This window comes from Pseudomonas sp. TSO6, from assembly GCF_056098905.1.
In genome coordinates this window covers 154,236-179,280 of sequence record NZ_JBLZWV010000024.1, presented here as the reverse complement: position 1 = coordinate 179,280, position 25,045 = coordinate 154,236, and the positions used below count along the sequence as shown (strand labels likewise).

Genomic DNA, 25,045 nt, shown 5'->3' with positions numbered 1-25,045 from the left:
TAGGTAGCTAGGAGCTGCCCGGTACCTCAGGATTCGCGGAAGGATCTGATGCTCCTTGCTCATAACCGTGCACTCGCCAGCAGCTCTGGAACCTTAGTTTTATCGGAGGTGGACGAGCCAGGCTAGAGCATTCTGTCGGCGACGCAACAGCACTCCACACCATTCTGGGGACTAATTTCCCAAAATCACCTGAGCAAGAATTGGGTTGTGAGGGACTTTCTCCGAGGGTAGCATTCCGCCACCATTTACTAGGTTTTAGCCAAGGAGGAGATTTTGAAGATTAAGCTAAGGGGCTGGGAAAGGGAGGTCGTGCAGCACGAGCATTCAGTGAAACCTGTGCGTCACGGGAGTGATGGATATCAGGCACTCAAGGCCGGTCCACTACTGTGGCATGATGCTAACAGCGCCTACGGAAAAGTAGATAAGCTGTCGCTAACCGGAGCATTTCTCGTCAAGTTCGAGTTCGAGGATGCCGAACTGGAGAACTGGCTGATAGCACACGCCAAGAAGAATCCGGCGGATGCGCTAAGGCTTGTCGCAAAAGCCCAGGCGGAAGCAATTATCGCCTTGAGTGAGACCGAGTAAAGTATCGGCTCAGTGTAGTGGTGGCAGGTCTTTGGCTCTGGCCTTGGCCACCACTCTCAGTTGGTAGTCCGAGACGACCTGGAACAGCGACTCAGCCAGCAGGCGAAGACGCTCGATCTCTTCAGGTGTCTCGCCACTGTCCTGGGCTTGGTGGTACTCGCGCATGGCATCGATAGCCTGCTGAATCAGCGGCTCGCCGGCCTCGACCATCCCTATGAAGGTACGCTTGTCCAATGTCATGTCATGGTCAGTTGATCCGCAGAGTATAGGACGCGCATGGAGCTGATCGAACAGGTACCACTGGTGACTATGGTGTTGCACGCTGGTAATATCCGCCTACGCTAACTTTCCATTCATAGGGACCAAGATAGCTAGAAGCCCCGGACGCCAGCATCCGGGGCTTCGTTTTTCTGCCTACGGACCCTTCATCCGGTCAACCATAGTCTCGCACGCCAACCCAGCTATTCGGCTTCGCTCAAGCGCTGCTGCGCAGCTGCCCGCCATTCGGTCAGACTCTTCAAGCAATCCCCCGAGCACCACGACGGCCGAGGTTCCTGCCTTGCGCTGCTGGGTAGCAATGGCACTGCAGGTTGCTGACTGGCCGGCGCGCAGTCGGGCGATTTCCCCGCGCAGCCCGCCAGCAGCAGACTCAGCAGCAGCGGCGCGGCCTTGGGCCAGCTCCAGGTGTTGTCGTGCACTCTCTCCCTCCTCGTCGGCAACAGATTGGCGGCGCTGTTCTTCGGCTCTGGCCTGGGCGGCTGCTCGTCGGTCACGCTCGGCAACCAGCAGGCGGTAGTCGGTCAGTTCTGTTCGCGCCGTTGCGGTTTCGCCGCGGGCGGCTGCAGCCTCAGACTTTCCCGATCCTACGCGAATTTCCTGGCCTCCAGCCACGAGCACCAGAGCGATCAGCCACCAGCACCAGGCGGGTACAGCGGCCAGCCAGTTCATGCCAGCGCCCGCCGCACGCCTTCATCGATGATCGCCGCCGAGTACGGGTTACCGCCGTTCTCGTGGATGATGATGCTGACCACCATGCCGCGCAGTGTGGCCGGGTCTTTGATGTTGATCGGGTCGGTGGCGCGCACGCCCAGGCGCTTGGCCACGCCCGAGGCGTAGGCCTGGGTATCGTTCTCGTTGCTCGGTGCCCAGCGGTTGATGGTTTCGAGCACGGTGTCTATGCCCTTCCCGCCCACGCCTGACATGCCGTCCTTGCCCCGGTAGTTGATCAGCAGCTTGCCCAAGGCACGAATGCCGTTCTCGGGCGTATCGAAGATGGCGAAGCGGCCACCCGGCTCCTTGCCGATCTGGCCCTGCCAGTCGTTGCGCGAATTGAAATCGATGTTTCCGGGGTTTCGGTTGCGGACGCCGCGAGGTGTGCTCATGGGTTTTCTCCAGGCGAAAAAATGCCCACCCGAAAGCAGGCTTTAAAATTGGGACGAATCAGAAATCTCGTGACCTATGATTGTTGCGATCAAGAATTGAACCTTGAACGGCTAGATGCGATCGAAAACCGTGATTAAATGAATCCAGCAACATTATGGAAATAAAAATGACAACGGTATCACTCTCGCGCCCCAGATATACAGCAACAAAGTTAATCGCAGCTCTTGCACTACCAATGAGTATAAATACACTATCATTTGCCGACTCAAACCATCCGAACTTGACAATAACGCCAGAAGTGAACGAAACGCAGGTTGTATTCCATTGGAAAAATGACAGGTGCAGTGATGACAACATTCCAGATTCACCAGCAAGAGCGTTTAGATCTGCCGATGGAACTGTAAACCTATATGCAACTCACTATATAAACAGATCAATGTCTGGCAAGACACTGGACAGCGTAAAACCGTCGTGCGATATCAGGTTCAAGGCTAACATGAGCCCTCAACCACAACTGTACGACGCCAGAATCTGGCTGCAAACATTCTACAGCGAGGACAATGGCAAAACAGTCGTATCTCTGGCCAGTTCCGACTATCATGGCAGATGGTTCAAGAACTGCGATGAATCCAATGGAAAAAATCTCGGTTGCTGGTGGAGCGCCATTATTCTCGCGTATTCCAATAATGGAGGAAAGTCATTCACTACAAAGAGCCCTTCAGATAGGATAATCGCTCAATCAGGTCACAAGTTTTCAAAAAAACAAGGAGGACCTATTGGGTTTTTAACAACCTCCAACATTATAAAGCTAAACAATCAGTATTATTCCATATTCTACACTTCAAAATATAAAAATCAGAAGATGGGAAACTGTCTGGCTAGAGCAAGCGACATAAAAAACCCTTCCTCTTGGAAGTTCTGGGATGGCCAAGACTTCACTATAGATCTCTCAAAAACTCATAACTCAAACACCAATAACAATACTTGCACCACTCTACAAAACATTACCAGCAAAGTGAGGAGCCTGTTATGGCATTCGGAAACCCAAGAGTTTATTGCAGTCTATGAAGACTTTATAAACAAAAAAGGTTACACCCCTAGAGTTGACGCAAGGTTTAGCTACTCGACCTCGAAGGATCTAATCCATTGGAGCAAGGGAAGAGAAATACTAACAATTGCTGGAAAGCAAAATTGTCAACCACAATCACCAGCTGCATACCCTTCAATCCTCGACAGCAAGTCTGAAGACGTCAACTTCGGGACCGTTGGCAGAAAAGCATATCTCTATTACACAAGGTTCAACCTAGGTGATGATTGTAAGCTCACCCTGGATCGTGACTTGCTTAGAGTGCCTATCACCTTGGGTGCTTCGGATCGGTAAGCTGGGTACTGCCTGTCTCATCCGCCACCCGCCAAAAGTGGATTCTGAACAGGCTATTTGATTCTAACAAAGCGAAGCCCGCGCTGGGCGGGCATGGACAGGGTGAGATTATCAACCGGTATGGGTGAGTTGATACAAGCGCGCGGCAGCCGCAGAAATCTCCGCCTCGCTCATGTTTCCAGAGTAGAGGGCTGCACCTTGGATGAATGCCCCAGCTTGCGCAGAACTGGTTGCGATACCGAGATCGAATACCGGATCCGCCGAGTACGGCAAGATGTTGCCGGTGTACTCGGTAATCGGATGAATGACCGCGACCGAGCCGTCCGGGTTATGAATCCTCATTCTGCTGGGGGTGCCTTTGACCGCTCGCGTCAATGAGATCAGGTACTCGGTGCCAGGGGTCACGGCCCTTTCCGCCGCCGCTGATGTTGGGCTTGGCGTACTGCCCAGATTAGCAACGCCGCTGGTGAGCGTGGTGAAGATGCGTCTAGCGTTCGCGTCAGCCGACATGCTGGCCTCGCTCCACAAGCTCGCGACACCAGCATCACCGATTGAAGTGCGGGTCTTGAAGGCCGCAAACAATGTGCACCCAGCGAAATTCGGGGCGCGCCCAAGCTTGAATCTGACGTAGTTGGTGTTACCTAGCGCCAGCAGGCCCTCACTGCTGAACGCAACATCTCCTACCGCCGTTGCATTTGCCTGGGTTGCATTGAGGTTCACCAGTGATTTTTCACGGTTCTCGCCAAATACCGCAAAGACATGGTTTTTGGCAATCGACGGAATACTGTAAAGCTGGGTGCGCTTTGGAAAAACCACATTTGGAACAATAATATTGAGAGCCATTAGAACCACCCCAGGCTGATAAGTTTTTCTTTAACCACTTGCGTGAATGCAGCATTAAGCGCCGGACTGAAGTGCGCTCCATCGGTAGTCAGTGATTGCGGCAGGCAATGACCCGCCTGGGCAGCCAAGTCGTCGGCAGTGGGTATGATTCCAGTGTCCGCCCAGACCCTTGGGGATTCCAGATACGCCAGCGTGTCGAAGTACATGTCCTCGTAGCGGGCTTTATGGAGGGCATTCAGCTGAAGTACCTTGGGTACAGAAGTCGGGCCGCCCAGCCAGTTCGTATTGCCGAAGTGCCCAAAAACCATAATGCGAGGAGTTCTGGCCTTGAAGTAGTCAAAGCTCGCGTCTATGCGCTGCGCAATATTTTGCGCAGTATCTGCGGTGGTAATGTCGTTCTTGCCCATCCACAGCAATCCAACACCGTCACGGTAAGTCGGCCCAACGTCAGGAATGAAGGGGGTATCCGCTGGTACATCGATCGCCGCTCCAGAAGCAGATCGCGTGAAGGTGAAGGTGCTCGCACTACTGCTCATCGTTCCGGCGATGCCCGCAAGCGTACCGGTGAAGGCTCGAATGAAAGAGTTCGGCACAACGTTCGAGGAGGTCACTGCCACAGCGCCCGATTCTGGCAAGGTGCCGCCAGGAATCGTGACCAGCATAGGCACCGATCCAAGCCTGGCAGCCAAGCTGCGAGAAGTCTCGCCGCCAGTCGCACCATTGAAGTACGAGGCGCCAGGAGCAATATCCGCAAACATCTGGGTAATGAATGTGGACAGGAACTCCAGACTTGAGCTTCCCCACCCCGAAATTTTGGCCATGGTTGGATATACCGGGACCAGCCCATTTTCCGTCATGACTTTGTCCTGTACGCGTGATCCCAGCTTTCCGGAAATATCCACGCCGCGCAGAAATAATTCTTTAGCGTCCACGGCCGCGAACACTGACGTTCCGTCATCCCTGATCAGCCATGGGCTATTACCTAGAGCATCAAGGATTGCCAGCACAACACCCACAATTCCTTTTGAGCGCAATTCCTCAAGGCCTTGAAGAGTAAGTTGCTCAGTGCTCAGGGCATCAGCCTCGGTAACGCCATTTTCTCGGATTCGAAGCGGCGCAGCCCCGTGCTCATCACCGACCGACCAAGCAATGTCGGGAAGTGCATTTGGATCAAGCGCGTCAAACAATCGCTGCGCGCTGGATGAGCTAACAGGTTGATCAGAAAACCTCAGCCACATGCCTTGCTCCATGCTCCAGGAGTACCAGCCATTCAGATTTGGATCTGGATCACCATCAACAATGCCCACCACACCGTCACGGGTTTGCGGGTCGACAAGCATCGCCGCATACGTCGGGTATCGCTTGTTGTTCAGGTCATCGCCAAGGTTGGCCGCTGTTTCCTCCATCTCCACGATCGCCGAGTCAGCTGCTGCGTTTACCGCCGCTTTGGCCGCTGCAACCGTTGGATCAATCTGCGCTTTGGCATTGATCACAAGGTTGTGAAAAGCCTGCGGCGCCCACCTTGGCTGACCGAATCGGTCATAAACGATCTCGTCGATACCCGTCATGTATTTGTCGAAAATCGACGAGTTATCGAACAAGTCCCGCGGATCGCTCGAGCCGAGTGGGTTGTTGGTGTTGTAAGCCATGTTTTCTCCGGGCACAAAAAAGCCCGCACTTGGCGGGCATGCTCGTCAGGGTCCGGTCAGGCCGGCGGGAATTGGTCGTCGTAGGTGTAAACGCGGGCGTCGTAGGGCATTCCTTTCATCGCGACGTTTCCGTTTGTTCCAGGGTCAGAGCTGGTGATCAGGGTTGGATAGGCCCATCTGGCGGCCGGGCCGAACAGGATATGCGGGGGCTCCAGAGGACCATCCACTTCGGGTGTAAAGTCGAGCGCTGCAACCCGCACCTGGTACTGGTCAATTTGCGTAGCTACCCACGGCCCGGACAGCGTACCGTCCAGTTTGCGTACGCCTATCAGATGCTCGCCGCCAGCACTGAAGTCGAGCGGCTCGGAGGACATGAGAAAGGTGCTGGGTTCTGTAACCACGAAGTCCAGCAGGATCGCGCTCTGGCAACGCTTGGGCGCGTCATCCGCAACGGCCGCGAAGCTCAGATAGCCGCTATTGCTGCCATCCATCTCGGTTTCCCAGGTGTAGATGTCCGTCCGGAACTTCTGGTGGCCACGCCGGCGCATTCCGACCCGCCATGCCCTGGTCCTGTCACTGACTCCAGGCATCTTGATCTTCTCGACCTTGGTGCCGAGGTCGCCTGGCCAGCGGCACTCGACCGTCTCCCACGCCCAGGTGGTGCGAGAGAAGAACTCCACATCCACCCCGTCGAAGTCGTTGATCGACGGCATGGCGCCGCTGATCTTCAGCATCTTGGTCATATTCTGGGGTGAGTAGGTCTGGGTTTTCGGGCCGTAGGTAACGTCGAACGCTGCCCGGGCACTGTCCCGAACCGGACGCAGCAGGCCCCGGAATGTGACCAGCTCACCGAATCCGCACGCCAGCGCGTTGTTGATCATGTCCTTGACGGTGATCGTCGAATCCAGCGTTTCGTCGTAGGTGTCACCCCGAGCTACGCAGATATGGTGGAAGGCCTGCCACTCAGGTAGATCCAGGTCATCGTCCGTATACCCGCGCTGCTTCAGCTGGTAGATGCACCAAGGCACGATGTCGCGGCTTGGCCCGGTACCGCCCTCCACCAGCGGCAGGATGCGGGTTGCCTCCACACTGACTTGGCTCTCCGACTGTGCAGACAACCGGTCACCACCCCGGATATTGCAGGTCATGACAGTCAGGCCGGGGTAGCTGGCCGGCGAGTTCTGCATCCGTCCCCGCAGGTCCGTCCAGGTGGCGTCATCCCGCGCTTCATCGTTGATACGTCCAGGTCGGTCCACATACTGCTTACGGACGCGGGCCTCAGCGCGCATTGCGTACGGCAGCGTGATGCGCTGCGTGAAGCCCTGAGCATCCAGCGAGCCGCCGACGTTCACGTACTGGATCTGCGTCCAGGCGCCGGCCACGTCCAAATCACGGTACTCGAACACGTAGTAGGTCGGAATCTCGTATATCTGCCCTTCCCGGCCGATACCAGCCAAGCCATTGGCGTAGGTGACCGTCCATTCCAGCTCGGTGACCTTCTCGTTCTCCGGGCAGCAGGCAAATGGCCCCCGGTATCCGCCCTGCAGGTTTGAAGCGTCCAGCGTAATGAGGCCGTTCACCGTCTGCATGGCGCTGAAGCCAGGCCATCCCGCATCGGTCGAGCCAGACGAGGTCAGACGCTCCACCTCAAGCAGACTGGTGCTGAATGCCGTGATCCGGTAACGCAGCCCGCGCGGGCCGATGGTTGCCAGTCCCTGCCCCAGCGCCAGGCCGACCACCGGTGCACCACCGTCATAATCCAGCGTCATTTCCGCTGGCTGCTCTGGAGTGCCGCTAGTGGTTGCGGTGCCGGTGACTCCTACCGGGGAGGAGCCGAGGATGGTTGAGGCACCGGTGGCAGAGATGGCCTGGCCACTAAACGGTGTCAATTCCACGAAACGCAACCGACCACTGCTCTGCTGCGCCTCGAACGGCAATCCGCTGAGCTGAGTGTTCAGCGCTGCTACCAGGCCAGCCAGATCGGTTGTGGCCGTGTTCAGCGTGACGGGATAGGTAGAGCTGCCGCGCACCAGGTTGAACGTGAGCGGCGTGACGTTGAAGTCGTAGCGAGTTGGCGCCGCCGATCCGGTGCGTGTCGATGCGGTGCCAGGGTTGGCCGGTACCGCCGGTGTGTATGGGGTGTAGCTGTGCACCACGTACAGGCCCGCGTTCGCTCCGGCCACCTCGATCAGCATGCCAGCCGTGGGGTTCAACATTTCCAGCGGACCACGGATGATGTCGCGTCCGGCACCGCCGTCGATCACCGTGTAGGTGTATGGCGAGAGCACGCGGATGATGATCCCGTTCGACCAGTCGGCCGGGAACTGGCCGGAACCGGACGGCACGCTGATCGTGTCGCCAACGAACTGGTACGCCGATGCCGAGGCCGACCTGGTGAGTTCGGTGGCCATGGTCAGCTCCAGGCCGGCCGACCCACTGGAGCTTGCCCCGACCTCGGGCACGTTGAACCAGTTGATGTGGGCCGGATCGGCCGACAGATCAGCGCCTGGCGGGTAGATGGTGAAGGTTGCGTCTGACCCCAGGGAGATCAGCGGGGTCTCACCCACCTTGACCTTGGCCAGCGGGACGTCGTACTCGCCCTCGCCGATGTACAGCAGCATTTCCACCCGCTGGTCGCGGGGTGCGACATGCGCCCGGCGGGGCTGGGTCAGGTAGGACGGATAGACCCGCTGGTGCCCTGCGATCTGGCGCACCGGCTCGCCCAGCTTGACCTTGTTGCCCTTGGCGCTGGCTTCGGTCAAGGGGTCGCCCTGCTGAGTGCCGGCGCTGGATGGCATGCCGGGCATCTTGGGCATGATCGACTTCAGCACCGCCTTGGCACCCTTGAACAAGGCGAAGGTGATGGAGAACGGGTCGGTACCCTTTGGTTCGCGGTAGATCTGCAGCAGGTCAGCAGGCTTGAACTTCACCTTGTGCCACAGGTGCTGCTCGATCAGCTCATCATTGAGCACAACGCTGATTGGCGGGCTTTCGCGGCGCTCGTAGGATGGGGCCAGGGACTTCAGCCACTCCTCGATCGACATCCGGCGGTCGGTCTTCCAGGTGCCGAGCGGCGCGGTGTCACTGAGCTTGTTCGGGTAGAACTCGATCACGGTAATAGACCACCTTGGGATGAGCGGCTTCGAACTCGCCGGTTCTCCGGAGGCAGGCGCCGCCGGGGTTTGTGTCCAGCACCTTCAGACGGCCCTCACTTTCAACCACCACGCCTACGTGCAGGCACAGCGCGCCGCGGAACACGGCGGCGATCGCGCCAGGTTCCGGGGCGCACTCTTCCATGCCCTGGCGCAGGTCGTGATAGGCCTCGGTGTTGGCCCTGAGCTTGTTCTTGCCCACGGCGCCTAAGCTGGGCAACAGCTGCAGACCGAACACCTGATGGCGGACTGCGATGCACAGCCCCCAGCAATCGAAGGCAATAGGCCCCCGTGCACCCTCGCGATACGGGGCGCGCATGAATTTATCGATCATGGTCAGATGTACTTCAGGCCAGGTGCCAGAGAGGTGGTCAGCACGGTGCGCAGACCGTTGGTGTTGAGCAGGTCAAAGAAGCCGGCAGTGAGCTTGGCCACGTCGTCCTCATACTCCCGGCTGAGCAGCGTCATGCGGTACCGCTCCTGCGGGAAGGACAGGTCCTCGGCCAGGTAGCGCCGGAAGGTGATGATGAAGCGCTTGTCGGCAGCCTTGGCCGCCTCCACCACCTCCTGCACCTCGCCTGTGACGTTGTCCAAGCCAAGCACCAGGTTCTGGAACGCGCTGTTGTCGTTCCTGGGCAGGGCCAAGTCCATGGCCATCGCAACAAAGGTCAGCGTGCGGCCGTCCTCGGTGGTGCACACCCGGTCTTCCCAGCCAGAGCAGTAGAGGTGAGAAACGGCGCCGCCCTCCTCCCGCGCCTCGATGGTGTCGACCAGCTCGCCTCTGCCCGAGGCATAACACTCCTCGATCAGGCTCATGCTTCTGGCCACTCCCTGTTGATTGCCAAGTCGATGATTTCCATACCAAACCAGAGTTCAGGGAAATGCTCCCATCCATCTGGAATCAATGGCTTTCTGCGTAGCATTAGTCGGAACGTGTACCGCCAGAATGACAATTGAACCAACTTCGGACCTTCGTAGATTCGAGCAAATTGGACCTCGTACATCTGCACCACATCGTCGATCTTCAGGGGACAGTTGAACCACTCGGTGCCCTCTTTCAAGATCCGGCTGTACCATGCCTCAAAAAAAGCCTTCTGCTTCCCGTTGAAAATCAATGTGGCGTCGACATACAGCGGCACATAGCTATGTCTGATGCGAGTCCTGACCCGCCCAGTAACCATCGGCGTGCGTGAAACAGGATCCTGGGTATCAAGCCCATAACCGTCTTGCAGCGGTGTCGGCAGTTGCTTGGGGTAATCAATGACGGCCATTCCTCAACCCCTGTATCCGTTGTGGCTGGTATTAAGTAAATGGGCTGAGGCCGAGCGCTTCCTCAATTCTGGAAAACCGGCGCTGAATGGCTTGCTCTTTCTCATCGGCTGGCTCCGGAATAGGATGATCTGCACCCTCCTCAAGACCTTGTTCGGGCTGGGTCTCTACTTCGCTCATAAAAACCTCTGCTTAACTCGCACTTCGCTTCAGGCCGTAGGCAGCTTCGAGTGCTTGCGCGCGCTCGCCGCCCCCCCAAATATCGGAAACAAAAACGTCTGCCTCCTCTTGCCCATCAGGATTCGTTCTTCGCTCCACCGTGCCGGCTTTGCTCCGGTCACCGATGATGTTTACGACAGTCCCGCCACCGCTCTGCTTGGATCGAACATCTTCCAAGGTGCGATCCAACTTTGCGCTGGTCTCAGCAGTGGTCACCCGCTCGCCCTTCTGAAGGAACCAGGTGCCATCCTCTGGGATGGAATCGATACCGTCGTGCGCCATGCCGGCCAGCGCAGCGCTGGCCACGCCCGCGACCATCGGCGCTGTAGCCGCTGCGGCCGCAAATGCGGCGCCAGGCGCAAGCGCCGGGCCGACAATTGGGATGGCCGCAGTGCTTGCGAACGCAGCCAGCTGAGCCTGGAAAGACGTGGCCTGAGCGTTCGCGATCAAGGTGGGTACGGCGCTGGCCTGCGTTGCTTTGCCCACCACCAGCTGAACCGCTTGATAAACCAGCCACTCGGCGGCCATTTGCGCCAAGGCATTGATAATGCTCTTGGCCATGGTCGAAGCGACATTGACGAAAGCGTCACCCAGGCTCTGCGACTCCAAGATCATCGAGGCTATGCCGTCGCCAACCGAACTGGTCATGCTGTCCAGAGTGCTGGCCGTGAAATCAGCAGCTTGCTGCTGGTAATCTACCGCGGCATCTCGGTAGTTCTCCCAAGCAGATGAGACACCGTCCAGCCAGTTGTTCTGCGCCTCGTCTTGCCGAGCGTAATAGTCTTGCTGGATCTCCATGCGCTCTTCAAGCGCTTGGCGCAGCAGTTCGGTTTCCTGCTTGTAGAGCTCCTCGCTGATATCGCCGCCGTTGTACTGCTTCTGCAGATCCGCCAGCTGGCTCTGGTAATCCTGCTGGATAGCCAGGTCAGCCTTCAGCCGCTCCTTCAGCTTGTCACCGCTCCCCGCGCCCGCTAACTCCAGGTCGAACCCTGCACGGGCGGTCCTGTTCGCTTGAGACAGCGTATCGGCGAAGGCCTGGGCCTTCGCTGCGTCCTCGTTCGCCTTCTTTAGCTGCTGCAATCGGTCAAGCTCAGCCGCCAAACCGTTCAGGCGCTCCTGCTGCTTGGCGTTGATCCCGACCAGCTTCCCAGATTCGATTTCGAACTGCAGCTTTGCCACCTCAGTGGCGTTTTTCCGGGCGTCAGTACTGGTATTGATCAGCGTAATCTGCCGCTTCAGGTTCTCCTCAGCGGTCTCGAAGGACTGATTCAGCTTCTTGGCTGCTGCTTCAGCCGCCTTCTGAGCTGCCTTCTGCTCGTCCGTTTGGCCGACGAAGCCGGCGCCCTGCCCACCAGGTGGAACGATCTTGGGAAGCTCGGAGGCAGCCTTGCGGGCTTCCTTCACATAGGCGCGGATCGTGTCGCCAGACCAAGGCTTGTTGAACGCCTCAGCAACCTCCTCCATGACGGTGCTGGCTGTTCGAGCATGGTCAATGGCATCCGCTGTCAGTTTGTCAGCGTTGGCCTTGAAGTCCTTCGACATGTCGCCGAAGGTCACGGCACCGAGCAAAGTGTTGGCCGTTGCGCCGATGCTCTGCAGATAGGCCATGGTGGTGGAGAACCCACTCACAATACCGGCGGCCACCACCTTGAAGGTCCGCCCGATGCCGTCAGCCAAGCTGGCGGTAACGGCGGTCACCTCAATGAAATCGTTGGCGAATTCGCCAACAACTTTCCGAAGCCCGCCGGCCTCCTTCGTGGTGCCGGCAAGGTCTTTTGCAAGTTGGGCCAGTACCGGCATGAACTCGGCCGCCAGGGCTGTCTTCGCAGAATTGGCGTACTGGCCGATGACCGTAAGCTCTGTGCTGAATTGCTGAGCAGCGCCGATGGTCTGCTCGTCCATGATCATGCCGGCCTGCTGCGCGGCATCCCCGTACTCCTTGAACTTCTTGCCCCCATCAGCCAGGAGCGGCACCAAAGCCGTTGCTTCGTCGGCGATCGCCTCCATGAAGAAGGTCATTTGAGCCTGGCTCACGTTCGCCTTCTGCAGGCTGGTCACATACAGCTGCAGCGCGTCGGCGCTGTTCAGGTTGCGGAACTGCTCAGCGGTCACGCCTACCTTTGGCGCGACGGTCTCGAAGAAGTTCTTGAGCTCGCCGCCACCAGTAGCCAGAAAGTCGCCGATCTTGTCGTTGGTGTCCTTGAAGATGTCAGACAGCTTGTCCTGCTCTACTCCGACTGAAGCAGCGCCGGCAGCGTAACGCTGGAACTCGGTGGTGGTGAGGCCTGCCAGGTTCGAAAGGTTGGTGATTTCCTTCGCCGCCATGGCCGAACTGGTGACTAGGCCAGCGACAATGGCCGGCACCGCGGCAAAGGCGGTACCGATGCCTTTGCCGAGGTTCTCAGCCGACTTCTTGATCTCAGCCATGCGCTTTTGCGATTCACGGCTGGCCTGGTCAAGCGGCCCTGTGAAACCGCCAATCTTGGCGATCAAGTCCAGGGTCAGCGTACCCAGCGATTTACTTGCCATGCCTTTCTCCTGCTGATCGCTGGCTCAGAGTTCGACTACGCCCATGTCTTCATGGCCTCCTCAAGCGTCAGCACAGGCGCGGACTCGTGAGGCATAAAGTCGTAGACGGTGTAGCCGCCGTCCTTTGTGTGGGTGTTCGCGTAAAGCGTGGCCAACAGAGCCGTGCCACGCTCGAAGCGCATTCCCAAGTGCAGGGAGCCGCGGCGGCTGCGGTACTTCATCCAGGAGCGAAACTCGTGGATGCTGATCCGCTCTTTCGCCTCGGCGATGGTCCTGCCCCCGACGCCGCATAGGACTAACTCGTGCCAGAACTCGTCGAGGTCGCTGAGTTCGGTGTCTTTCCCATGTTGGTCACCTCATTGATCGCTACCATCAGGGCGACAGTGAGATTGCCGTCCAAGGCCCCCAGGCGCTTGGTGCTATCTGGATCCTTGGCGAGCTCCACCGGATCAAGCGGCCCATGGGTGATGTCCAGCACGGTGAAGACAGTGTTGCCTTCCTCGTCGCAGATGGCCGCGGCGATGCGGCCGGCAATGTTGTCTTGCTTGCCGCCAGCCGCCAGAACATCGCTCACCGCTGCCTGGTAGCCCAACGGACGCACATACACCGTCGCGGTAAAGGTCTCGTCGCCTTGCCGCCAAGTGATTTCCTTTGCCACGGGCCGGCCAGTGAACGAGCCGGTTTTCTTCAACGAATCGAGCGTCAGCTTCATCACTTGCCTCAGGCGTTAGTGGTTTTACGGATCCAGGCAGAACCGCCCGAACGTTGAATGGTCGCCGCGGTGGTAACCGCCGCGTTGGCCGCGAAGTCGAACGGGAAGTCGGAGACGTAGCCGTCGAACAGGAACCAGGTGCGGGTCGGGGGCAGGACGAAATCATCCGCATTGCCCAAGACTGCGGAGGCCGCCGCGCCAGATCCAGCGCCACCGGTCATGGTGATGCTCGGCGCGCTGGTGTAGCCGGAGCCGGCATTGGTGATGTTGAAACCGACCACCTTGCCATCCTGGATGATCGCGGTTGCAGCGGCGCCAGTGCCTCCACCCCCCGAGAACGCGACGGTCGGGGCCGAGGTATAGCCAGTACCGCCATTGGTCAACGCGATCGCAGCCAGTGCGCCGGAAACGCCTACAGTCGGAGCAATGTCGGTGCCGTCCGACCAGCCCACGACCCAGCGGATGCTTTCGATCGAGTCATCTTCCGAGATTTGGTGGAGGCGCACGTGAGAGGGGTTACGCGGGTCGACGTTCAGGGTCAGCGAAGCCTGGCCAGGGGTGCGCAGACCGCGCAGGTACTTGCGAACGCGGTCGCTGAGGCAGGTAACTTCGACTTGGTCAGCAGGGTTACCGCCCGGGTTGAAGGCGGTCGCGCACTCCACCTCCATGACTTCAAACTGGGATGGGGTACCTACCTTGGGCACCAGGGCATAGATCTGGGTGCCTTGAGCGAGAATCGCCATGGGTTTCTCCAATTGCGGGCAAAAGAAAACCCGCACTGGGCGGGCTATTGGGGTATTGATCAGCTACCGGTGGACGATCCAGTCCACATCGAAGCTGGCTCGGTAATTCTTTGTGGTTGGGTCGCGGCCCTCGCCGCCCCACCGGGTGACGTAGGCACGCAACTCGATGGCGTCTCGTATGGCATCGCGCACCTGTCGCACTGAAGTGCCGGTGGTTCCGTAAATGTCGATCTGCAGCGTTACACCGTCAGCATCTGGCCGGCCAGCCAGGTAGTTCTCCGGTTCTCCATTGACCAGCTGCCACACTGCGTAGGGCTTGGCCACATCCTGCGGGGCCTCGCCAAATGAGTAGAGCCGCAGATTCGTGCCGGTACCGAGCAGCGCAGTGACGCCTGCGGCCTGGGAGCAGATATGAAAAATAGGTGGTGTCATGAGGATGCAGCCTTCTTCGCAGCGCGCCGGATGGCGCGGTCGATAGCCTTTTCGTATTCACTGACAAAGGTGGCCGTCACCTCACTAATGCTGTTGGCCAGGGCTGGACGCATGAAAGGAACAGCTGCCATGTTCTCGGTACCGAACTCGAACAGCCGCCAGTGAGGGGTCGGCGAATTCGGGCTGAGGCTGCCACCATCCTTGAGCACGGCGCCGTGCAGGACGCCAATGCGAAAGCCCAGGTCGCCGGTCTGCTTGAACAGCTTGCCGTTCCAGCGCAGGGCGATATTGTCAGCGATCGAACGCCCAGTTTCCTTGTCGTCGATTCGTTCGGCGCCGTCCTTTGCCTTCTGCATCACCACCTGAGCGGCCTTCCGCAGTGCGGCCCGGCCACCCTTGCGCCGAACGTCATAGCTGACCGACTCCAGCTTGCCCAGCAGGCTCTCCAAGCCGTTTATGCTGAACTCGACATCAGCCATCTTTCACCCCTCTCGACACGAGGATAGTCAGGTACTCCAGCCCAGAGTTGGGATCCGCCAAGGGCGGCCCCTCCATGCTGTAAACCTCATCGCGGTATACGATGCGCATAGTGGGCATCAGGCCGGCCCGGTATCGGATCACCATTCTCGCCGTGGCCTCGGACTGGGCTGCCTGAGCCGCCACCAGATCGCGGGCCGATAGCGGCTCGACACGCGCCGGACACTTCGTCCAGCGTGCCACCCACTGGGGTTCGCCGTATTCACCGGTAACCGGATCTCGGGGAATGGTCATTTCCTCGATGTCGATGCGGTGCCGGAGCTTACCGGCCTGCATCACACACCCATCCGGATGCGGTACGGCATCAGCAGGTGCTGGGACGCCAGCGGCAACTCGACTGCGGTCGTCCCGGTGATCACTTCCTCACGGTTGGCGAACAGGTGACCCAGCTTCAGCAGACAAGCAGCCTGGATAGCAGGGTTGAGCACCATGCCGTAGGCGATGGCGTCGGCTTGATCGTAGGCGTCGGCCAGCGCCTGGCGGGCATGCTCAAGCAGGCGGCAGCGCATTGTGTGATCCTGCTCGCCATCAGCAGCAGCAACCGCCGCCGCGTTTGCCTCCCTGGCTTGCTGCATGGAAGCCGATACGCCGGCGCGGGCCTGGCCGAGAGCCACCTGATCCAGGTAGAAACGACGATTGAGGAAATTCATCGCCGCATCCTCCGCCGCGCCAAGTTGCGCCTCGACCAGCACCTGGTCTTCCGGCTCGGCCAGCAGGTGATGCATGGCCAGATCGATGGCGATTACTGGCATGGGTCAGTCCTCGGCCTGCACCGGCTCGCCGCCGGCGATCAGCCGCTCAGCTTCCGCATGGGCTTCTTCCTGATTTCCGGAGAACTCGCCAACCTGATTGCCTTCGGCGTCCACGACGATGTACTTGCCTGCGCCCTTGTGCTTCGCCTTGAAGGCGGCGACAGGCTGCGCGATAGGCAGAGTGGCGGCGCCCAGGCTGTCGGTGGTCAGCACGCCAGCGCCAGCGGCATCTTCCTGCGAAATGGTCACTACCACCTCGCCTTCGGAGTCGTCCAGCTCGGCATAGCCCTTCTGGATCAACTGGCGTCCGTGCTGCTCGATGGTTTCGAAGGACGTTCCCGCAACCAGCGTCTGGCCGCCCAGGTACAGAGGTTTCAGGGTTTTCAGTTTCATGAATGCCTCCAGAGGCCGCCGATCGGGCGGCCCTCGTTCAGGGTTACGGGGCGACCGGCGCGGCGAAGTCACCGAAGATGAACGCTTCCGGACGTTTCACCGCCAAGGCGGCACGCTCTTCGCAACGGATCGAGATCAGGTTCTTCTCGAAGTCGTCGGCGTTCTCGGTCGAGATAACCACGTTGGCGTCTTCGCGGTCGAACAACTGAGCGCCGGTCTGGAATGCGCCAGTCAGGAACTTGCCCATGAAAGCAGCGACCTCGGTAGCCACAACAGGCAGCCCCCACAGCACAGGGCCAGCCAAGCCCAGCGGGTTGGCGAGGATGTAGCGGCCCAGCGTGTCTTTGGTCAGCTCGATCTTGGCCCAGTCCATGAAGTGCAGGACATGGCCGGAAGCCGGCAAGCGCGCCAGCTGGGCTTGCAACATCGCCAGGCGGAGATCATCGATGCCCGAACGATCCTCCACCTCGAAGGCCGGTACATATTTCGAGGCCTGAGGGACGATGCCGTGCAGGTGCACGCCAGTGCCGTCACCGAACAGGATCTCCTGCTCTTCGACGTACTTGAGGCCGTAGCGCATTTCTACGTCGATGGTCGAACCCAGCTGGGCGAAGTCGTCCAGGATCTGCTTGGAGGCCTTGAACATGTGGGCGATGGTCGATACCGCGGTGAGCTTCGACGCGAATTCGATGCTCGAGTACGGCTTGGCAGTGCCCTCGGCCACGACTTTGGCGGCGTTGGTGAAACCGGTCTGCTGCACCCAGAAGATCGCCGGGGCGGTAGTTCGACCCGGGGCGATCAGGTCGCGGATGAACAGCCGCTGCTTTGGCGCGGTGTCGATCCCGGGCAGGCGCTGAGGTTCGACGATGCCGGCGGGAACATCGGTGGACAGCAGCGCGGCGCTAACCGGGATGTTGACGCGCTTGCCGCCCTCGATGCTGGCCGCGAACTGTTTGAGAGCTTCGCTCTTGATCACCACGCCGCCGAGGCTGTCCTGGGTTTGCGGGGTGCCTGGCGAAGGCAGGCGTGCGAACTCCTGTTCGAGCTCACCAAGCTGGGCTTTCAGCTGCTTCTCGGCCTCGGTCAGGCTGTTGAACTTGGTGGCCATCTCATCAACGGCGGCCTTGGTTTCTTCGGACAGGCTGCCGGCCTTCTTGGCCTCGGCCAGGGCGTTTTCGGCCTGTTTACTGAAATCGCTGGTCGCCTGTTTGAGCTCGGCGGAAACCTGCTTGAGCAGGTCAGCGGTATTGTCTGCCATGGGATTGTCTCCGGTTACTTGAGGGCTGCTGCCGAGAACCGCGACATGGCGGCCTGTAGTTCGGCAAAGTGGGTGGCCAGATCGGCCTGGTTTTCGGCAGCGCTGCGCGTACCGGAGGGGGCAGCGCCTGGCGTACCACCCTTGAGTTCTTGAATGAGGGACCGCCGCTCGGAGCGTGGCATGCCCTGTTTGGCCAGAATCGCGTCCAATCGGCGAGCTGCGATCTGGTGCGGCGCCCTGGCTTGCGGGTCTTCCTGCGCGGCATCCGATGGGAGAAGGCCGTCAGCGAAGCCGGCGTCGACAGCCGCGCTGCCGCCCATCCACGTCTCGACGTCCATAAGGGCGCGCATCGCTGCGGCCTCATCGCCGGTCCTGACCGAGTAGATGTCGGCCAGGGTGCCGTCGATCTGGTCGAGGAAGTCAGCGACTTCGGTGAAGTCGTTTCGGTCCCCCGCCGCAATGGTCCAAGCGTTGTGGATCATCATGAAGCCGGCTCGGGCGATCTGGATTTCATCGCCAGCCATGGCAATGAACGATGCCGCCGAGGCTGCCAGGCCAAGCACCTGTACGGTCACCTTGCCCTTATGCTCGCGCAGCAGGTTGTAGATCGCCAAGCCTTCGAAAACATCGCCACCGGGACTGTTGATCTTCACGGTGATGTCTTTGTCGCCGATGGTGCGAAGTGCAGCACTGACACGCTTGGCGGTGACGCCCTCGCCCGTCCACCAGTCCATGCCGATCGGGTCGTACATGGTGATGGTGGTGGAGTCGTCACCGGCCGCCGCCTTGATCGCTGGATTCCAGCGCTCCATGGCCTTCGGCAGTAGGTCGGACTCGACGCGCGCGTGCGGTCGCACCGCCGGCGCCGCCGGTAGTGTCTTGAGAGTCATGGGTTACTCCAGGTCAGGCCGCTTTGAGCAGCGGCATCGATATCAGCGCGTGGGCCATCATGGGTCCGTCTGGGTTCCCGGCTTCCAGAGCCTGGGATGCCAGCTCGACCGCCTTGTCGATGGCCTCTCGGTCATCGTTGTTGCGCGCCGAGACCAATCGCAGCATGAATGCCGAGGCCGCCGGCGAGACACCTGCACTCGGCTTCCCGAGCTGATCCAGGGGCACCAGTGCAGACTGGACCGTGTAGGTGTCGCCACCCGGTATAGGCGGCAGGTTCTCCAGTCGGCGCACCTCGTTGCGGGACATCCAGCCATTTTGCAGGGCCGTGTTGTACCAGGCGCCGCGGCCGGCGCTGTCCGCGCGCAGTAGGCCTTCCACCGCAAACTCAGCGAAGTAGTCTTCAGCATCGGCTTCACCGATCAGGCAGCGAGTGATCTCCTGCTCGATGTTGACCAGCAACGGCCGTAGGCTGTTGGTGAGGAAATGCAGGTTCTGCGCCTCAACCGAGGCAGCCCAGCTCGACTGCTTGTCCATGTGCCCAACCATGAACGGTGGCACGCGGAACCAGCGGCACATTTCCTCGATTCCGAATGACCTGGACTCCAGCATCTGGGCCGCCTCAGGGTTCATCGTAATGCCCTGGTACTTGAAGCCCGCTTCCGCCACCATGATCTTGCCAGCGTTCTTCGATCCCATGAACGCCTGCATGCTGGCCCGCAGCTGCTCGCGCTGTTGGGGCGTGATCTTGGCGTCGCTGCTCAGGATGCCGGATGCCTGCATCCCCTGTGCGAACACCTTCGCCGCTGCCTCCTCGATCGCCATGGCCGATCCGAAGATCTCGCGCCCGGTGGTGACCGGAAGCATCCCACACACCCCGTCCAGGCCAAAGCCGCGGATGTGCATCAGGTTCTTCTCGGGAATGTCGCGATCCACGCCATTCTCGTTGTACGTGTACTTCAGGCGCCCGTTTTCCTGCCGCTTCACCCTCATGGACTGGGGCAGAAGCGGTACCAAAGCAATGATCCTGCTGCCGATCATCTTCTTCTCGACGAATGCATTACCTCGCAGGCAAATGCTCGCAACCACCAGCAGCATGAAGCGCTGCGGGGTCATCTCGGCGTTCGGGATACGGCACAGCACGCGGTACAGGGGATGGTCTCTGGCAACCTCCCGAGAACCGTCGGGGAGGCGCCGGTACAGCTTGAGCGGCAACGTGGAGACGGATTCGGACAGCAGCCTCACGCATGCCCACACCGTGGACAGCTGCATGGCTTTGTCGACCGATACGTGCTTACCAGATGCAGAGCTGCCGAACCACTCTTGCCAAAATGCGCCGTCCTTCAGGCCGATGGGCACCCCGAGCCAGTTTTGCAGCGCAGCCTTCACCCGGCCCGGTTTCTTGTCGGCCATCAGATTCCTACCATGATCGGGTTATCAAAGAAGCCCTGGAGATCACCAGAGCCTTCGGGGTTCAGGGCCATCAGGGACACAGCGTCAAACGTCGACATCAGCGGGTCGATCTTTGCCGAGCCGCTGGCCTGCTTCGTGATGGTGATTGCGTTGCCTTGCGGGACGATGCGGGCATTACCGACACACCAGTTCATCATCGCCCTACCGCAGTGAACGAGTTCACCACCGGCAACCTTGCGTTCAGTGGTTTTGATTGCGCCGTTGAGCTTCCAGCCCTGCGAGATGGCCACGATCTGCTCCATGGTGATCGCTCGCTCTTGGGTGGTCAGCTCGTCGACGATGTCACCGATGCCGGCAGAATCGACGCCGATAGCCAGTTTCTCCGGCAACAAGCCGCGATCCCTGATGTCGCAGATGATGTCGGCAACCTGCTGCACATCGTCACCAGGTCGATCAACAACGGTCAGGTCGCCGGCCTTCTCGAAGTCCCTCAGTGCGCTGGCGATATCCTTCCGCCGCTCGAACACGATGTTGTGCGCCCAGGCGTGGGCCCAATGGAGCCATCGACGAGTAAGAGGCTCGCGGCCAAGCACGGTCAGACCAAGCAAGTCGTCAAGACCACCACCGTCTATGCCAACCGTCACCACTTCGGAGCGCTGCAGCAGGCTCTCCAGGGTCAGGCCAGCCTCAGCCGCCGATTCCCAGTGGTCAGCGCCTGCCCAACGGTCTGACCGCAGGTCCAGGCCGATCTCGACGTTGAGGTGCTTCGCTAAGAAGCCGCGTATGGCCCCCTCGCCCTCTGCCTGCGCCTCCTGATACTTCTGCTCGATCACCTCTTGGTCGACAGAAAGCCCCCAGTTGGGGTTGGTCACGTGAGCGTTTGCAAGGTCGCGGTGCTCGTTCCGCTTGATCATCTCTTTCGGGAACTCGTATATGACCGGAAGGAAGCGCCGGTCCTCGATTTCGCCGTCGCGAACTTTGCGCGCGTACTCCAGCTTGGCCTTGAAGGCGCCAGCCGGCGGCTCGTCAGACTGAGTCGTGCAGTAGAAAACGAACCCCTCTGGGCGTGACGCCAGACCACCGGTGGCCTCAACCAGCATCTTCGCCGACTTGGCCTGCTTGCCGAACTCCCAGAGTTCGTCGATGAACACGCCGGTGGCTTTCTTGCCGGTGACGGTGGCCGAGTCAGCCGCCACCACCTTCAGCGTTGCCTTGTTCAGGTTATCGGTGACGATCCGGTTGTATTCCTGCACATGGAACCTAGCCTGCAGATCCTCGTCTGCATCGATCATGTCCCGAATCGGTTTGAACGCGTTGTCTGCCGCTTCCTTCGTCGGCGCCAGGATCAGGAACTCTCCGGAAGGCCGGGTGTTCAGGATCAGCGCCGTCAGCATGATGCCCGCGGCGATCGTCGATTTGCCGTTCTTCTTGCTAACCATCAGGAAGTAGTTGGTGATCAGCCGGCGGCCGGCTTCCGCGTCATAGGCGCCGAACAGCGCGGCCACCACGTCGAGCACCCAACTACGGCAGGTCTCTCCCATCAATGGGCTGCCGTCGGCATCAACCATTCGAAGGTTGCCGAACACGTCGAGAGCATCTTCCGCCTGCTCGGGGAAGATGGGCTCCAACGGAACGAGCGCCTGTCCACGGACGATCCGGCTTTCCCAGTCGGGACACGCGGTAGTCCATTTCTTCATTTGACGGCCTTCAGGTGACGCTCACGCAGCCCGAAGCGGTTGCCACTAGCCCCCACCTTCGCCGCATCTTCGAGCTTCTGTTCTTTCTTGCCCATGCCGGATTTCTTCCCGTGGAAGTACGGCAGCGCCGACTGGGCCGCGTTGCGCCGGTCAAAGATCTTGGCTTGGGAATCATTCATCAGAGCCAGCAACCAAATGAGCGGGTCGTCAGTAATGGGCAAGTTGACCAGGTCACCGGACTCGTCGCCCATCGGCGTGGAGTCAAAGGCTTCGCCCTCTGTCTCCGGCTTAACATTTCGAGGCGCCTTTAACTTTTCCAGCGCGGCAGCAACGTCAGGGTCTTTGGCGAGCCGAGAACCTGCTGCCGAAGCGCTGCCCGCCGCGTAGCCTGCGGCTTCCGCCGCTTCGCGATTCGAGGCACCAGCAGCCTTGGACTCGACAAAACGGCGCTTTTTCGATGTTAACGCCATTAACAAAAACCTCTGAAACGGGGAAAAATTTCACGCGTGCGGGGACGGGTGGTCTGGAAGCGAAAAGCCATGAACTCTCGACCCACCCCTCCCCCTCGAATCGGGGAACTGACGTGCCTCAACCGAAATGAGGCACGCCACTGACGTGCATCAACCGTTCTGGCCGGCGGCCTCCTCGGCAGCCTTCACCACGTCATGGCACGCACGGCAAAGGGTCTGCCAGTTGCCCCGATCCCAGAACAGCTTCATGTCGCCCCTGTGCGGGACGATGTGGTCAACCACCGTGCCTGCGGTCACCCTCCCTTCGCGCTGGCAGTACAAACAAAGCGGGTGAGCTACGAGCCAGCCGGCCCGTGCTACTTGCCACTTGTACCCATAGCCGCGCTGGGCAGCTGTTCCCTTGGCCGTCCGCCATGAGTCCGGGTTGACCGTAGCCAGCCTTGATGGCTGGGCCTGCATGGCTGGCTTGAGGGAGGTCAGCCGGGCCATCAGAGGCCACCGATAACGGGGGCGCCGCTTAGGTAGACCTGGGGCGCAGCGTCAGGGTCAAGGCCTTGGTCATCCGCCAGAGCTTCGATCAGTGCCAGGTTCTGGCTTGCGATCGTCTCCAGCAGGCCGGTCTGCTTCTGCTGCTGTTCCAGGATCTGCTGGAGCAAAGAGATTGCTTGCTCGTTCACGGGCCACCCTCATCCATTTGTTGATCCATTCGCGCCGGGCGGCGCATCCACTACAGGGCATCACATACCACGCCGAGTCAGTCCGTAGACCTCCAAGGCGCCTGCGATCTTCTCGCCCTCGACTTGGCTGATGGTGTTGACCACCTCGACGCAAGCCGCGGTGTTGGGCTCCATGCGAATGGTGATGGAGGTGATCTTCGATGCGTCCAGGCCAAGCACCTCGCAGACGGCCTGGCCAAGCTCTTGGCCCAGAATCAGTGGTTTCATTTCCATGGTGGTTCCTCGCGCCACGAAATGGCGCACGTAGATTTCGTGGCGCGGATCATTCAACCCGCACAATCTTGGCGACGTTGCCCTTAGCCCGGCACACCAGCATGGCGGCCAGCAGGTAGAACGCAGTGTTGAACCAGGACACGTCGGCGAACTCGTCATGCAGCACCATGCGGCCTATGAGGCTCACGCACTGCATTCCCGTGACCGCGCATGCGGCCCAGGCCATCAGGGACACGCCCAGCTTGTAGCGGGCATCGGGATACGGCCGGTAGCGCAGACCGATCATCACGAAGATAACGGCGCACAACACGGCCTGGATTACGGCAGCCATTCAACCCTCCTTCCTGGCCCGGAGGCGGAAGAACCAAGCCCACCACCTTGGCGGTTGGCCGGTCTGCATCCACTCGATGAGGCCAGAGAACGTGATCACGCATAGAGCGCCGCACACGAAGGCGCTGAACCCTGCTGTCTTGGTCCAAGCCCAGCCCATCAATTCGGCAGCACCGAAGTAGCCACCGATCCAACCAGTCAGCAAGTAGCCGACCCGGCGCCAAGTGCTCATGTCCTTGGCGAAGACGACGTAGAAGAAAGCCCCACCGAAGGACCCGACCAGCGTGGCGAGGTCCAACTGCGGGAAGGCAGCACCCAGGCCGACGCTGGCAAGTAAGCCGGTCACTGCAAGGGCGCCGGTACTTGGCTCGGCCATATGGGTGCTCCACAAAAAAAGAAACCCGCTCAAGGCGGGCATTGGGTCAGCGGCGATGCAGCATCCCGCCCGGCTTGAGTTCGTCACCCAGCAGATTGCGGACTGCGTCAACCAGGTGAGAGCCGAGGTGCAGCTGTGGATCGGTGTTCAAGTTGAATTTGATTTGGAACTTGGACGGGTCGATGGCAGAGTTTTCGACCGTCGACTTGGCGATGAAGACTTGCCCGTCGATCACAACGAAAGGTTCGCCTGGTTCGTTGGCGCGCTTCACCACTTCCAACTGGCCGGCACCTTCCTTACTCAGAACAGTCTGTGCGACCCGGATCTGCCGGGCAGTCTCGCCGTGGAAGATTACCTTGCCCATGCGCAGAGGCTGGACTGCCTGACCGGCATCGACAAGCAGATCTGCGGGCTCGCAGCTGGTCACGCGGCTCGTCAGGCTTGTGATAGGACGGGCTTCCGCGATCCCATTGGTCAACGCCGAGGCGGCCGTGGCGTCCGCCTTCGTTGCAACCTGACAGCTTAACGCACTCACCTGTGTCTGAAGGCTGGCAACCGAAGCTGACAGGGACGTGATTGCCGCGAGAGCTTGATCGGACATTTGCTTGCTCCAGAAACGAAAAAGGCCCGCCGTGATGGCGAGCCTTAATGCGGAAAAGTTAAATCAAACGGTACCCAATGCGAAGCCGGTGACATCCTCGATCTTCCCACGCCATAGGAACCCCTCCCCTGACGGGGGAACCGATCCGCTTCCGTCTAGATGCCTGGCGTTTTTCAAATGAATGAAGGGGTCTACACCATCTTCGCTGGATTTGAACCGATCGCCACGATGCTCACCCCACGCAGCAAACCCCTTTCGCAATTCCTCGTTGGGGCCGTGTGGCCAAGCGCCTGAAAAACTGGCGGCAAAGCTGGTGAAGAATTCGCTAGTCGAGATCAGTGTGCCGGTGATAGTGCCTCCCGGAGTGGTCAGGGTGACCGAAAAAGTCAGCGAGTGGTTGTGAACGGTATCAACGAGGGAAGTCAGGAACGGATCTTTCATCAGTCAGTCCTTTGTGGGTGATGGTGGCGATTGAATACTACA

General features: G+C 59.7%; 33 protein-coding genes. 2 read left to right on the top strand and 31 right to left on the bottom strand.

Annotated elements, in window-relative coordinates:
- Positions 1-273 precede the first annotated feature (273 nt).
- Positions 274-585: a hypothetical protein gene (locus ACN6NG_RS09335; protein ID WP_474313664.1), complete on the top strand. Its 312-nt coding sequence runs from the start codon at positions 274-276 to the stop codon at positions 583-585.
- Between the two features lie 9 nt (positions 586-594).
- On the opposite strand, the gene ACN6NG_RS09330 is transcribed toward ACN6NG_RS09335, so the two are convergent.
- From ACN6NG_RS09330 to ACN6NG_RS09320, 3 genes are all read right to left on the bottom strand, one after another.
- Positions 595-819 carry a hypothetical protein gene (locus ACN6NG_RS09330; RefSeq protein WP_474313677.1) on the bottom strand — a complete coding sequence of 75 codons (225 nt, stop codon included), beginning with the start codon at positions 817-819 and terminating at the stop codon, positions 595-597.
- 180 nt (positions 820-999) lie between these two features.
- Entirely contained in the window at positions 1,000-1,533 is a 534-nt protein-coding gene (locus ACN6NG_RS09325; RefSeq protein ID WP_474313662.1) for a DUF2514 family protein, read from the bottom strand.
- Positions 1,530-1,967, bottom strand: coding sequence for a structural protein P5 (locus ACN6NG_RS09320; RefSeq protein WP_474313660.1), 438 nt, complete (start codon positions 1,965-1,967; stop codon positions 1,530-1,532). Before ACN6NG_RS09320 ends, ACN6NG_RS09325 begins: the two co-directional genes overlap by 4 nt.
- A 167-nt stretch (positions 1,968-2,134) precedes the next feature.
- Here ACN6NG_RS09320 and ACN6NG_RS09315 point away from each other — a divergent pair, with 167 nt between their 5' ends.
- Positions 2,135-3,349, top strand: coding sequence for a hypothetical protein (locus tag ACN6NG_RS09315; RefSeq protein ID WP_474313659.1), 1,215 nt, complete (start codon positions 2,135-2,137; stop codon positions 3,347-3,349).
- A gap of 111 nt (positions 3,350-3,460) precedes the next feature.
- On the opposite strand, the gene ACN6NG_RS09310 is transcribed toward ACN6NG_RS09315, so the two are convergent.
- From ACN6NG_RS09310 to gvpU, 28 genes are all read right to left on the bottom strand, one after another.
- Positions 3,461-4,192: a hypothetical protein gene (locus tag ACN6NG_RS09310; RefSeq protein WP_367868881.1), complete on the bottom strand. Its 732-nt coding sequence runs from the start codon at positions 4,190-4,192 to the stop codon at positions 3,461-3,463.
- Positions 4,192-5,841, bottom strand: a complete 1,650-nt coding sequence (locus ACN6NG_RS09305) for a hypothetical protein (protein WP_474313657.1) — start codon at positions 5,839-5,841, stop codon at positions 4,192-4,194. Before ACN6NG_RS09305 ends, ACN6NG_RS09310 begins: the two co-directional genes overlap by 1 nt.
- A 56-nt stretch (positions 5,842-5,897) precedes the next feature.
- Positions 5,898-8,954: a host specificity factor TipJ family phage tail protein gene (locus tag ACN6NG_RS09300; protein ID WP_474313656.1), complete on the bottom strand. Its 3,057-nt coding sequence runs from the start codon at positions 8,952-8,954 to the stop codon at positions 5,898-5,900.
- On the bottom strand, positions 8,923-9,327 hold the full coding sequence (locus tag ACN6NG_RS09295; protein ID WP_474313654.1) for a hypothetical protein: 405 nt from the start codon (positions 9,325-9,327) through the stop codon (positions 8,923-8,925). The genes ACN6NG_RS09300 and ACN6NG_RS09295 overlap by 32 nt, the downstream gene beginning before the upstream one ends.
- Positions 9,328-9,329: 2 nt before the next feature.
- Positions 9,330-9,809: a DUF1833 family protein gene (locus tag ACN6NG_RS09290; RefSeq protein ID WP_474313652.1), complete on the bottom strand. Its 480-nt coding sequence runs from the start codon at positions 9,807-9,809 to the stop codon at positions 9,330-9,332.
- Entirely contained in the window at positions 9,806-10,264 is a 459-nt protein-coding gene (locus ACN6NG_RS09285) for a transposase (RefSeq protein ID WP_441211965.1), read from the bottom strand. Before ACN6NG_RS09285 ends, ACN6NG_RS09290 begins: the two co-directional genes overlap by 4 nt.
- 31 nt (positions 10,265-10,295) lie before the next feature.
- Positions 10,296-10,442, bottom strand: coding sequence for a hypothetical protein (locus ACN6NG_RS09280; RefSeq protein WP_449117832.1), 147 nt, complete (start codon positions 10,440-10,442; stop codon positions 10,296-10,298).
- 12 nt (positions 10,443-10,454) lie between these two features.
- Positions 10,455-13,010 (bottom strand): phage tail tape measure protein, encoded by a 2,556-nt coding sequence (locus ACN6NG_RS09275; protein WP_474313650.1) that lies wholly within the window; start codon positions 13,008-13,010, stop codon positions 10,455-10,457.
- A gap of 35 nt (positions 13,011-13,045) precedes the next feature.
- Positions 13,046-13,252, bottom strand: coding sequence for a phage tail assembly protein T (locus ACN6NG_RS09270; RefSeq protein ID WP_474313676.1), 207 nt, complete (start codon positions 13,250-13,252; stop codon positions 13,046-13,048).
- Positions 13,253-13,305: 53 nt separating this feature from the next.
- Positions 13,306-13,722 carry a phage tail assembly chaperone family protein, TAC gene (locus tag ACN6NG_RS09265; RefSeq protein WP_441211968.1) on the bottom strand — a complete coding sequence of 139 codons (417 nt, stop codon included), beginning with the start codon at positions 13,720-13,722 and terminating at the stop codon, positions 13,306-13,308.
- An 8-nt stretch (positions 13,723-13,730) separates the two neighbouring features.
- The gene (locus ACN6NG_RS09260) at positions 13,731-14,465 is read right to left on the bottom strand and encodes a phage tail tube protein (RefSeq protein WP_474313648.1); all 735 of its coding nucleotides are present in this window, start codon (positions 14,463-14,465) and stop codon (positions 13,731-13,733) included.
- Positions 14,466-14,528: 63 nt separating this feature from the next.
- Positions 14,529-14,897, bottom strand: a complete 369-nt coding sequence (locus tag ACN6NG_RS09255; protein WP_474313646.1) for a DUF3168 domain-containing protein — start codon at positions 14,895-14,897, stop codon at positions 14,529-14,531.
- Positions 14,894-15,376: an HK97-gp10 family putative phage morphogenesis protein gene (locus tag ACN6NG_RS09250; protein WP_474313644.1), complete on the bottom strand. Its 483-nt coding sequence runs from the start codon at positions 15,374-15,376 to the stop codon at positions 14,894-14,896. Before ACN6NG_RS09250 ends, ACN6NG_RS09255 begins: the two co-directional genes overlap by 4 nt.
- Complete coding sequence (locus ACN6NG_RS09245) at positions 15,369-15,710, bottom strand: phage head closure protein (RefSeq protein ID WP_474313643.1); 342 nt, start codon at positions 15,708-15,710, stop codon at positions 15,369-15,371. The genes ACN6NG_RS09250 and ACN6NG_RS09245 overlap by 8 nt, the downstream gene beginning before the upstream one ends.
- Positions 15,710-16,186: a head-tail connector protein gene (locus tag ACN6NG_RS09240; protein WP_306380971.1), complete on the bottom strand. Its 477-nt coding sequence runs from the start codon at positions 16,184-16,186 to the stop codon at positions 15,710-15,712. Before ACN6NG_RS09240 ends, ACN6NG_RS09245 begins: the two co-directional genes overlap by 1 nt.
- 3 nt (positions 16,187-16,189) lie before the next feature.
- Positions 16,190-16,579 (bottom strand): DUF7210 family protein, encoded by a 390-nt coding sequence (locus ACN6NG_RS09235; protein ID WP_474313641.1) that lies wholly within the window; start codon positions 16,577-16,579, stop codon positions 16,190-16,192.
- A gap of 43 nt (positions 16,580-16,622) precedes the next feature.
- Positions 16,623-17,837 carry a phage major capsid protein gene (locus tag ACN6NG_RS09230; RefSeq protein WP_103446284.1) on the bottom strand — a complete coding sequence of 405 codons (1,215 nt, stop codon included), beginning with the start codon at positions 17,835-17,837 and terminating at the stop codon, positions 16,623-16,625.
- A gap of 14 nt (positions 17,838-17,851) precedes the next feature.
- Positions 17,852-18,727, bottom strand: a complete 876-nt coding sequence (locus ACN6NG_RS09225; RefSeq protein ID WP_474313638.1) for a head maturation protease, ClpP-related — start codon at positions 18,725-18,727, stop codon at positions 17,852-17,854.
- Positions 18,728-18,740: 13 nt separating this feature from the next.
- Positions 18,741-20,138, bottom strand: a complete 1,398-nt coding sequence (locus ACN6NG_RS09220) for a phage portal protein (RefSeq protein WP_474313636.1) — start codon at positions 20,136-20,138, stop codon at positions 18,741-18,743.
- Entirely contained in the window at positions 20,138-21,835 is a 1,698-nt protein-coding gene (locus ACN6NG_RS09215; protein WP_474313633.1) for a terminase large subunit, read from the bottom strand. The genes ACN6NG_RS09220 and ACN6NG_RS09215 overlap by 1 nt, the downstream gene beginning before the upstream one ends.
- Entirely contained in the window at positions 21,832-22,305 is a 474-nt protein-coding gene (locus ACN6NG_RS09210) for a terminase small subunit (RefSeq protein WP_474313630.1), read from the bottom strand. The genes ACN6NG_RS09215 and ACN6NG_RS09210 overlap by 4 nt, the downstream gene beginning before the upstream one ends.
- A gap of 150 nt (positions 22,306-22,455) precedes the next feature.
- Entirely contained in the window at positions 22,456-22,794 is a 339-nt protein-coding gene (locus ACN6NG_RS09205) for an HNH endonuclease (protein ID WP_474313627.1), read from the bottom strand.
- On the bottom strand, positions 22,794-22,982 hold the full coding sequence (locus ACN6NG_RS09200) for a hypothetical protein (RefSeq protein WP_474313624.1): 189 nt from the start codon (positions 22,980-22,982) through the stop codon (positions 22,794-22,796). Before ACN6NG_RS09200 ends, ACN6NG_RS09205 begins: the two co-directional genes overlap by 1 nt.
- A 60-nt stretch (positions 22,983-23,042) precedes the next feature.
- On the bottom strand, positions 23,043-23,255 hold the full coding sequence (locus ACN6NG_RS09195; RefSeq protein ID WP_474313622.1) for a hypothetical protein: 213 nt from the start codon (positions 23,253-23,255) through the stop codon (positions 23,043-23,045).
- Between the two features lie 49 nt (positions 23,256-23,304).
- On the bottom strand, positions 23,305-23,586 hold the full coding sequence (locus ACN6NG_RS09190) for a phage holin family protein (protein WP_070085884.1): 282 nt from the start codon (positions 23,584-23,586) through the stop codon (positions 23,305-23,307).
- Positions 23,587-23,961 (bottom strand): putative holin, encoded by a 375-nt coding sequence (locus tag ACN6NG_RS09185; RefSeq protein ID WP_474313619.1) that lies wholly within the window; start codon positions 23,959-23,961, stop codon positions 23,587-23,589. It lies immediately after the preceding gene.
- A gap of 46 nt (positions 23,962-24,007) precedes the next feature.
- On the bottom strand, positions 24,008-24,562 hold the full coding sequence (locus tag ACN6NG_RS09180; protein WP_474313616.1) for a hypothetical protein: 555 nt from the start codon (positions 24,560-24,562) through the stop codon (positions 24,008-24,010).
- 63 nt (positions 24,563-24,625) lie between these two features.
- Entirely contained in the window at positions 24,626-25,003 is a 378-nt protein-coding gene (gene gvpU / locus ACN6NG_RS09175; RefSeq protein WP_474313614.1) for a gas vesicle accessory protein GvpU, read from the bottom strand.
- Positions 25,004-25,045 lie beyond the last annotated feature (42 nt).

What these genes read in the sequence shown, in the direction of transcription:
- ACN6NG_RS09285 (WP_441211965.1), bottom strand. Translation starts at nt 10,264, where the DNA reads ATGGCCGTCATTGATTACCCCAAGCAACTGCCGACACCGCTGCAAGAC.
- ACN6NG_RS09265 (WP_441211968.1), bottom strand. Translation starts at nt 13,722, where the DNA reads ATGAAGCTGACGCTCGATTCGTTGAAGAAAACCGGCTCGTTCACTGGC.
- ACN6NG_RS09245 (WP_474313643.1), bottom strand. Translation starts at nt 15,710, where the DNA reads ATGCAGGCCGGTAAGCTCCGGCACCGCATCGACATCGAGGAAATGACC.
- ACN6NG_RS09325 (WP_474313662.1), bottom strand. Translation starts at nt 1,533, where the DNA reads ATGAACTGGCTGGCCGCTGTACCCGCCTGGTGCTGGTGGCTGATCGCT.
- ACN6NG_RS09195 (WP_474313622.1), bottom strand. Translation starts at nt 23,255, where the DNA reads ATGGAAATGAAACCACTGATTCTGGGCCAAGAGCTTGGCCAGGCCGTC.
- ACN6NG_RS09240 (WP_306380971.1), bottom strand. Translation starts at nt 16,186, where the DNA reads ATGCCAGTAATCGCCATCGATCTGGCCATGCATCACCTGCTGGCCGAG.
- ACN6NG_RS09320 (WP_474313660.1), bottom strand. Translation starts at nt 1,967, where the DNA reads ATGAGCACACCTCGCGGCGTCCGCAACCGAAACCCCGGAAACATCGAT.
- ACN6NG_RS09305 (WP_474313657.1), bottom strand. Translation starts at nt 5,841, where the DNA reads ATGGCTTACAACACCAACAACCCACTCGGCTCGAGCGATCCGCGGGAC.
- ACN6NG_RS09235 (WP_474313641.1), bottom strand. Translation starts at nt 16,579, where the DNA reads ATGAAACTGAAAACCCTGAAACCTCTGTACCTGGGCGGCCAGACGCTG.
- ACN6NG_RS09310 (WP_367868881.1), bottom strand. Translation starts at nt 4,192, where the DNA reads ATGGCTCTCAATATTATTGTTCCAAATGTGGTTTTTCCAAAGCGCACC.
- ACN6NG_RS09255 (WP_474313646.1), bottom strand. Translation starts at nt 14,897, where the DNA reads ATGACACCACCTATTTTTCATATCTGCTCCCAGGCCGCAGGCGTCACT.
- ACN6NG_RS09275 (WP_474313650.1), bottom strand. Translation starts at nt 13,010, where the DNA reads ATGGCAAGTAAATCGCTGGGTACGCTGACCCTGGACTTGATCGCCAAG.
- ACN6NG_RS09250 (WP_474313644.1), bottom strand. Translation starts at nt 15,376, where the DNA reads ATGGCTGATGTCGAGTTCAGCATAAACGGCTTGGAGAGCCTGCTGGGC.
- gvpU (WP_474313614.1), bottom strand. Translation starts at nt 25,003, where the DNA reads ATGAAAGATCCGTTCCTGACTTCCCTCGTTGATACCGTTCACAACCAC.
- ACN6NG_RS09185 (WP_474313619.1), bottom strand. Translation starts at nt 23,961, where the DNA reads ATGGCCGAGCCAAGTACCGGCGCCCTTGCAGTGACCGGCTTACTTGCC.
- ACN6NG_RS09260 (WP_474313648.1), bottom strand. Translation starts at nt 14,465, where the DNA reads ATGGCGATTCTCGCTCAAGGCACCCAGATCTATGCCCTGGTGCCCAAG.
- ACN6NG_RS09290 (WP_474313652.1), bottom strand. Translation starts at nt 9,809, where the DNA reads ATGAGCCTGATCGAGGAGTGTTATGCCTCGGGCAGAGGCGAGCTGGTC.
- ACN6NG_RS09190 (WP_070085884.1), bottom strand. Translation starts at nt 23,586, where the DNA reads ATGGCTGCCGTAATCCAGGCCGTGTTGTGCGCCGTTATCTTCGTGATG.
- ACN6NG_RS09280 (WP_449117832.1), bottom strand. Translation starts at nt 10,442, where the DNA reads ATGAGCGAAGTAGAGACCCAGCCCGAACAAGGTCTTGAGGAGGGTGCA.
- ACN6NG_RS09210 (WP_474313630.1), bottom strand. Translation starts at nt 22,305, where the DNA reads ATGGCGTTAACATCGAAAAAGCGCCGTTTTGTCGAGTCCAAGGCTGCT.
- ACN6NG_RS09315 (WP_474313659.1), top strand. Translation starts at nt 2,135, where the DNA reads ATGACAACGGTATCACTCTCGCGCCCCAGATATACAGCAACAAAGTTA.
- ACN6NG_RS09225 (WP_474313638.1), bottom strand. Translation starts at nt 18,727, where the DNA reads ATGACTCTCAAGACACTACCGGCGGCGCCGGCGGTGCGACCGCACGCG.
- ACN6NG_RS09205 (WP_474313627.1), bottom strand. Translation starts at nt 22,794, where the DNA reads ATGGCCCGGCTGACCTCCCTCAAGCCAGCCATGCAGGCCCAGCCATCA.
- ACN6NG_RS09215 (WP_474313633.1), bottom strand. Translation starts at nt 21,835, where the DNA reads ATGAAGAAATGGACTACCGCGTGTCCCGACTGGGAAAGCCGGATCGTC.
- ACN6NG_RS09180 (WP_474313616.1), bottom strand. Translation starts at nt 24,562, where the DNA reads ATGTCCGATCAAGCTCTCGCGGCAATCACGTCCCTGTCAGCTTCGGTT.
- ACN6NG_RS09230 (WP_103446284.1), bottom strand. Translation starts at nt 17,837, where the DNA reads ATGGCAGACAATACCGCTGACCTGCTCAAGCAGGTTTCCGCCGAGCTC.
- ACN6NG_RS09295 (WP_474313654.1), bottom strand. Translation starts at nt 9,327, where the DNA reads ATGATCGATAAATTCATGCGCGCCCCGTATCGCGAGGGTGCACGGGGG.
- ACN6NG_RS09220 (WP_474313636.1), bottom strand. Translation starts at nt 20,138, where the DNA reads ATGGCCGACAAGAAACCGGGCCGGGTGAAGGCTGCGCTGCAAAACTGG.